Source organism: Xylophilus sp. ASV27 (genome assembly GCF_016428875.1).
Classification (GTDB): domain Bacteria; phylum Pseudomonadota; class Gammaproteobacteria; order Burkholderiales; family Burkholderiaceae_C; genus Xylophilus.
Genome location: NZ_JAELTO010000351.1, coordinates 1 through 315 on the forward strand (window position 1 = coordinate 1; position 315 = coordinate 315).

1 pseudogene is annotated in these 315 nt (G+C 74.9%); it reads left to right on the forward strand.

Going from position 1 to position 315, the window contains the following annotated elements:
- Positions 1-133 (forward strand): annotated as a pseudogene (locus JHD63_RS25150) (YhdP family protein); the annotation flags it as partial.
- Positions 134-315: the final 182 nt, after the last annotated feature.

The window sequence follows — 315 nt, forward strand, 5'->3', positions numbered from 1 at the left end:
GGCCAAGCTGCTCGGGGTGCTGTCGCTGCAGTCGCTGCCGCGCCGGCTGACGCTGGACTTCCGCGACGTGTTCAGCGAGGGTTTCGCCTTCGACTTCGTGCGCGGCGACGTGCGCATCGAACAGGGCCTGTCTCTTATACACATCTGACGCTGCCGACGAAGAGAACCTAGTGTAGATCTCGGTGGTGGCCGGATCATTAAAAAGGGGGGGGGGGGGGGGGGGGGGGGGGGGGGGGGGGGGGGGGGGGGGGGGGGGGGGGGGGGGGGGGGGGGGGGGGGGGGGGGGGGGGGGGGGGGGGGGGGGGGGGGGGGGGG